The organism is Kitasatospora sp. NPDC056783, assembly GCF_042789895.1.
Lineage (GTDB): Bacteria > Actinomycetota > Actinomycetes > Streptomycetales > Streptomycetaceae > Kitasatospora.
Window position 1 is genome coordinate 22,740 of the sequence record NZ_JBHUAF010000072.1, and the last position, 6,258, is coordinate 28,997.

Here is a 6,258-nt window from a genome sequence, read left to right on the forward strand (position 1 = left end):
CTCAAGCTCCTTCGGACAGTCGTACGGGCGGGCGGCGGACCGGCCCTACGGCTTGGCGGCCTCGGCCGCGGGCTCCGGGGCACGCTCCCCCGCCGCCGGGGCCTTCACCGTCTCACGGACCGGCAGGTCCGCCAGCCAGAACTTCTGCAGCATGTGCCAGTCCTGCGGGTGCACGCGGATGCCCTCCTCCCACACGTCCGCCATCGCCTGGGTCATCGCCCGGGTGCGCTCCTTGCGGTCGCCCTCCTCGGGCACCGGCACCTCGGGGTGTATCCGCGCCCGCAGCAGCGGACCGTCGTACCAGAGCGTCACCGGCAGCAACGCCGCCCCGGTCCGCTGGCACAGCGCCGCCGGCCCCGCCGGCATCCGGGTCCGCTCGCCGAAGAACGACACCTCGATCCCGGCCTCCGACAGGTCCCGGTCCCCGACCAGGCAGACCAGCCGGCCCTCGCGCAGCCGCCGCGCCAGCGTGCCGATCACGTTCACCGAACCGCCGGTCAGCGCCAGGACCTCCATGCCCTGGCCCTCCCGGAACTCCACGAACCGGTCGAACAGCCGCTCCGGCTTCAACCGCTCCGCGACCGTGGTGAACGGATGGCCGCGCTGCGCCACCCAGGTCCCCGCGAGGTCCCAGTTGCCCATGTGCGGCAGCGCCACCAGCGCGCCCCGACCGGCCTCCATCGCCGCCAGGACGTGCTCGAAGCCCTCCACCCGGACGTCCCGGGCCACCCGCTCCCGGCTCCACACCGGCAGCCGGAACGACTCCATCCAGTACCGCATGTACGAGCGCATCCCGGCCCGGGACAGCTTCCGCAGCCCGGCCTCGTCCAGCTCCGGACGGACCCGGCGCAGGTTCGCCTCCAGCTGGAGCACCCGCTTGCCGCGCTTGCGCCACGCGTAGTCCGCCAGCCCGTCGAACAGCCCCCGGGCCACCCGCTCCGGCAGGTGCTTCAGCAGCCCCCACCCCAGTGCGTACGCCCAGTACACCAGTCGGTCCGTCACCGCAGGACGCCCCCCATCAGCTCCCGGCCGCCGCTCGGTCGGCCTCGAACGCCTCCCGGCGCACGGTCAGCACCCGCTGGAACACCGTCACCAGGCTGCCCGCCGCCACCAGCCACAGCGCCACCGGCAGCAACCACTCCACGTACGGCACGCCGAACTTGTGCAGACCCGCGACACCGGCCGCCACCAGGCCGGCCACCAGCCGCTCGGCGCGCTCCACCAGCCCCGACACGTCGCACGGCAGGCCCTGGCTCTCCGCCCGCGCCTTCGTGTACGACACCACCAGCCCGCTCGCCAGACAGAAGATCGCCACCGCGCACAGCAGGTTGTCGTCACCCTTGCCCGCGTACCACATCGCCAGGCCGCCGAAGATCGCCGCGTCGGCGACCCGGTCCAGGGTGGAGTCGAGGAACGCCCCCCACTTCGAGCTCCGGCCCAGCTGGCGGGCCATGTTCCCGTCCACCAGGTCCGAGAAGATGAACAGGGTGATCGTGATGGTGCCCCAGAAGAACTCCCCACGCGGGAAGAACACCAGCGCACCGGCCACCGAACCGGCGGTACCGATCAGCGTCACGGCGTCCGGGCTCACGCCCAGACGGATCAGGAACGCGGCGAACGGGGTCAGGACACGTGTGAAGAAGGCACGCGCGTATTTGTTGAGCATGGCCTTCCCAGCCGCTCCGAATCTCCCAGATACCCGCCTGGCGCAACACACACGGCAGACGGCCCGACGGATCAGCCCGCCCGGCGCACCCATCGTAGCCACGCCGGAGACACGCTCCGGCGCACGCACCGCCGGTACCCCGGCCCCGCGCGCACACGCACGGTCACTGAGCACCCGCGCGACTTCCGCCCCTAGACTGCGAACGACAGCCTCGGCGCCACGGGAGGAGACCCCGATGCCCGACCGCAGCACGGTACGAGCCGGCCAGGCACCCGCCGTCACCGGCCCGAAGGATCTGCGCAACGTCGTCCTCATCGGCTCCAGCGGTGTGGGCAAGACCACCCTCGCCGAATCGCTCGCCCTCGCCGCCGGCGCCACCGGACGGGCCGGCCACGTCGCCGACGGCACCACCGTCTCCGACCACGAGGACATCGAGCACCAGCAGCAGCGCTCCGTCCAGCTCGCGCTCCTCCCGCTCGAATGGAAGGGCGTCAAGATCAACCTGCTCGACCCGCCCGGCCACCCCGACTTCGCCGCCGACCTGCGCGCCGCCCTGCACGCCGCCGACGCCGCCGTCTTCGTCGTCTCGGCCACCGACCCGGTCACCGCCCCCACCCGCGCCCTGTGGCACGAGTGCGCCGCCGAGGACATCCCCCGCGCCATCGCCGTCGCCAAACTCGACCTCGCCCGCACCGGCTTCGAGGACATCCTCACCACCTGCCACGACGCCTTCGACCTGGGCCCGGACACCCTGCGCCCGCTCTTCCTGCCCGTCCTCCACGACGGCCGGCCCGACGGCAGCGTCGACCTCCTCACCGGCGACACCTACGGCGACGCCGCACCACTGCCCGACACCACCCCCGCCCACGACAGCCTCGTCGAAGCCATCTCCGGCCAGGACGACACCCTCATGGAGCGCTACCTCTCCGGCGACCCCCTCGACACCGACTCCCTCGAAGCCGGCCTGCGCCGCGAGGTCCTCACCTGTGCGCTCCATCCCGCCGTCCCCACCAGCGACAACGGCCTCGGCGCCGCAGAACTCCTCGACCTCATCGCCCACACCTTCCCCGACCCCACCGAACGCACCCGGCCCGCCCCCGAGTGCGACCCCGACGCCCCGCTCGCCGCCCAGGTCATCCGCGTCACCGGCGACGCCTACGTCGGCCGGATCAGCCTGCTGCGCGTGTACGCCGGCACCCTGCGCCCGGACACCAAGATCCACCTCGCCGGCCCGGCCCACACCGCCGAGCACGACGGCGACGAACGCGTCACCACCCTCACCAGCCCCTTCGGCAAACTCCAGCGCCCCGTCCCGCACGCCGTCGCCGGCGACCTCGTCTGCGCCGCCAAACTCACCACCGCCCGCGCCGGCGACACCGTCCACGACCCCGGCCACCCCGTCACCCTCGACGCCTGGACCCTCCCCGAACCACTGCTCCCGATCGCCGTCGAAGCCCACAGCAAGGCCGACGACGACAAGCTCTCCCCAGCCCTCTCCCGCCTCACCGCCGAGGACCCGGCCCTACGCCTGGAACAGAACCCCGACACCCACCAGCTCGTCCTCTGGTGCACCGGCGAGGCCCACGCCGAGGTCGTCCTCGACCGCCTGCGCACCCGCCACGGCGTCCACGTCGACACCGTCGAGCCCAAGGTCGCCCTGCGCGAGACCTTCGGCACCGCCGCCGCCGGCCACGGCCGCCTGGTCAAGCAGTCCGGCGGCCACGGCCAGTACGCCATCTGCGACCTGGAGGTCGAGCCCCTCCCGGCGGGCTCCGGCTTCGAGTTCCAGGAGCACGTCGTCGGCGGCGCCGTCCCCAAGCACTTCATCCCCTCCGTCGAGAAGGGCGTCCGTGCCCAGCTCGCCAAGGGCGTCACCACCGGGCACCCCCTCGTCGACGTCCGGGTCACCCTCACCGACGGCAAGGCCCACTCGGTCGACTCCTCCGACGCGTCCTTCCAGAACGCCGCCGCCCTCGCCCTGCGCGACGCCGCCGAGCACGCCGTCATCCGCCTGCTCGAACCCGTCGCCGCCGTCAGCGTCCTGCTGCCCGACGACTACCTCGGCGCCGTCCTCGGCGACCTCTCCGCCCGCCGCGGCCGCGTCCTCGGCACCGAGACCGGAGGCACCGGCCTCACCCTGCTGCGCGCCGAGGTCCCCGAACTCGAACTCGTCCGCTACCCGATCGACCTGCGGTCGCTCACCCACGGCACCGCCGAGTTCTCCCGCGCCTACCTGCGCCACGAACCCATGCCCGCCGCCCTCGCCGAGCGCTACACCGACTGAGCCGCGTTCCCCCGGTTCGGCAGCGCGCACGCCGCCGTCCCGCCCGGCATCCGGTGCCGGTTGCGCGCCACCCAGCGATAGACCAGCCCCGCCGCCGGCCGCACCGGCGCCGCCGTCAACACGGCGCCCAGATATGCCCACGCCCCGCCGGAGCGCATCAGCAGCCGCGCGACCGCCTGCGCGCCCCCGTACACCCCACCGGTCGGCGTCACCCAGAGCACCTCGCGCTCCGCCCGCTCGGCCGACACCTCGCCCCGGCCGCCCGCCCGCCCGTCCAGCCCCGCCAGGTCGGCGAACTGGAACGGCACCGCCTCCCAGCCCCCCGAGGCCAGCGTCTGCCGCAGGTACCGCTCGGCCCAGCGCACGCAGGACGAACAGAACGCGCAGTCCCCGTCGAAGACCAGCACCGGATCCTTCACGGCCGCTCCCCTTTCCTCGCTCCCGCTGTCCATCCTGCACCACCCGCACCAAGGGCACCCCGGCGGGCATCGATCCGCCCGGAGCCGGGCATCATGCCCCACGGGCCTCCGGTGACGGCACTTCAGACGATCATCCCCGCGGGGGTGCCACGGCACGGTAACCTGCCGCTGACAAGGGGAGGAGGGGACGCCACCGTGACCACACTCGACATGACCCCGGGTGCGCAGATACCCCGAACGGACGCCGGCCCGCAGACCGCCATCACCCAGGGACTCTCCTCGACCGCCTACCGCGACGGTGAGATCCAGGGCTTCGTCGACGCCGTCGCCGACGCCACGGCGAAGAAGGGCCGCTTCGCGCTCTTCCGCCCCAACCTCGGCGAGGCCTTCAGCAAGGCGCTGGTCTCCCGTGCCCTGGGCGGCGGCCGCAAACCCCTCGTCCCGGCCTTCGGGGTCGACACCCGCCAGGTCGTCGAACACTGCCTGGCGGCCGAGGAACTGCGCAACACCCGCGACCGGCAGCTCAGCACCGTCACCGTGGTCACCGGCCTGCTCTTCCTCCCCGGCACCCTGATCTGGCTCGCGGCCTTCCAGCTCCGCGCCTGGCTCAAGCGGGACAACCCGAAGAACGCGGCCGTCTACGGCGGCATCGTGCTCGTCGTGGCCGCCGCCCTCGCCGTCCTGCTCGCGGTGCGCCCGCCGGCCACCGGCGTCCTCGGCATCTACCTGCGCGTCACCATGCTCGCCCCCGCCATCGGCTGGTACCTCGCCCGCCGGATCGTCGAGCGCACCGCGGTGGACCTGCGCTCCCGCTGGCAGGCCCTGGTCGAGGGCAGCGCCGTGGCGGCCTCCGTCGCCAAGGCCGTCCCCCGGGACGACCTCGACAAGAAGGCCGCCGACCTGCGCGACAAGCTCGGCCGGCTGGACGCCGAGCAGGAGACCAACATCCACCACTACGCCGGGCCCAAGGGCATCCTCGGGGCCGGCCGCCGCTGGGGCGAGTGGCGCCTGGCCGACACCCTCCACCCCGCCGAGGGCCACGCCGACTTCCGCGCCTTCCACCCCTGGGACCTGGTCCGCCGGATCTCCTCCCACCTGAAGGGCCTCGGCATCAGCCACGTCGCCAACAGCGGCATGCCCAACGTCGCCATCAAGCAGTGGGTGGTCTTCGACATCGGCGAGGGCGCCGACGAGATCAGCCGCCCCGGCAACGCCGACATGGACGGCGACCGGATGCGCGACTTCGCGGTGCAGACCATCGCCGACAAGCAGACCTTCACCGGCGGTCCCCGGCACTACCTCGCCACCCAGTTCATCACCCACGACGGCAAGCTGATCCTCACCTTCACCGTCACGGTCACCCTGCTCGCCAACGTCCTGAACATCACCGTGTCCAGCTACGCGCTCGGCCCGGTCAAGGGCGTCTTCTTCGACAAGCCCAAGGACAAGGAGAAGTCGGTCGCCAAGACCGTGAAGTTCTGGGAGGAGCGCACCGTCAAGCTCCCCCTGATCGACAACGACGAGGTCGTCCGCCAGGCCGTCCGCGCCCCCTTCTACCGGATGCCCGGCCTGCTCGGCTGGCTCGGCGGCGGGCTCGGCCTGCCCGAGCCCTTCGGGCTGCGGCACTCCTGGGTCAACAAGCCCTGGGACAACCGTTCCATGATCGACAACGCCCAGAACGCCTCCGTCCCGGTGCTCAGCGCGATCCACGCGGCCACCCTGGAGTTCCTGGAGGAGCACGACCTGGACGCCGACCGGTTCTTCAAGAACCGCACCTCGATCATCAAGTCCGAGGCGCAGAGCCCCCGGCCGTACAAGGTCGACCAGGTCGACGCCGGCTGATCGGCGACAGCACGCGGGAGGGCCCCACCGAGGATCTCGGTGGGGCC

Annotated in this window: 5 protein-coding genes; 2 read left to right on the forward strand and 3 right to left on the reverse strand. The window is 72.7% G+C overall.

The features are described from left to right. Window positions 1-45: 45 nt before the first annotated feature. Together ACFRMQ_RS13895 and pgsA are read right to left on the reverse strand one after the other, a co-directional pair. On the reverse strand, window positions 46-1,002 hold the full coding sequence (locus ACFRMQ_RS13895) for a phosphatidylinositol mannoside acyltransferase (RefSeq protein ID WP_380730450.1): 957 nt from the start codon (window positions 1,000-1,002) through the stop codon (window positions 46-48). A gap of 16 nt (window positions 1,003-1,018) precedes the next feature. Beyond that, entirely contained in the window at window positions 1,019-1,666 is a 648-nt protein-coding gene (pgsA, locus tag ACFRMQ_RS13900; protein ID WP_380730452.1) for a phosphatidylinositol phosphate synthase, read from the reverse strand. Window positions 1,667-1,901: 235 nt separating this feature from the next. Between pgsA and ACFRMQ_RS13905 the strand changes: the two genes are divergently transcribed. Next, window positions 1,902-3,950 carry an elongation factor G-like protein EF-G2 gene (locus tag ACFRMQ_RS13905; RefSeq protein ID WP_380730454.1) on the forward strand — a complete coding sequence of 683 codons (2,049 nt, stop codon included), beginning with the start codon at window positions 1,902-1,904 and terminating at the stop codon, window positions 3,948-3,950. Here the strand turns inward: ACFRMQ_RS13905 and ACFRMQ_RS13910 are convergent. Beyond that, a complete protein-coding gene (locus ACFRMQ_RS13910; RefSeq protein WP_380730456.1) occupies window positions 3,938-4,402 on the reverse strand; it encodes a thiol-disulfide oxidoreductase DCC family protein in 465 nt (154 codons plus the stop codon). The genes ACFRMQ_RS13905 and ACFRMQ_RS13910 overlap by 13 nt on opposite strands. A gap of 162 nt (window positions 4,403-4,564) precedes the next feature. Here ACFRMQ_RS13910 and ACFRMQ_RS13915 point away from each other — a divergent pair, with 162 nt between their 5' ends. Continuing rightward, on the forward strand, window positions 4,565-6,211 hold the full coding sequence (locus ACFRMQ_RS13915; RefSeq protein WP_380730458.1) for a hypothetical protein: 1,647 nt from the start codon (window positions 4,565-4,567) through the stop codon (window positions 6,209-6,211). The last annotated feature ends 47 nt before the right edge of the window (window positions 6,212-6,258 follow it).

Coding starts and splice junctions, on each gene's coding strand:
- ACFRMQ_RS13910 (WP_380730456.1), bottom strand. CDS start 4,402: ATGGACAGCGGGAGCGAGGAAAGGGGAGCGGCCGTGAAGGATCCGGTG.
- pgsA (WP_380730452.1), bottom strand. CDS start 1,666: ATGCTCAACAAATACGCGCGTGCCTTCTTCACACGTGTCCTGACCCCG.
- ACFRMQ_RS13905 (WP_380730454.1), top strand. CDS start 1,902: ATGCCCGACCGCAGCACGGTACGAGCCGGCCAGGCACCCGCCGTCACC.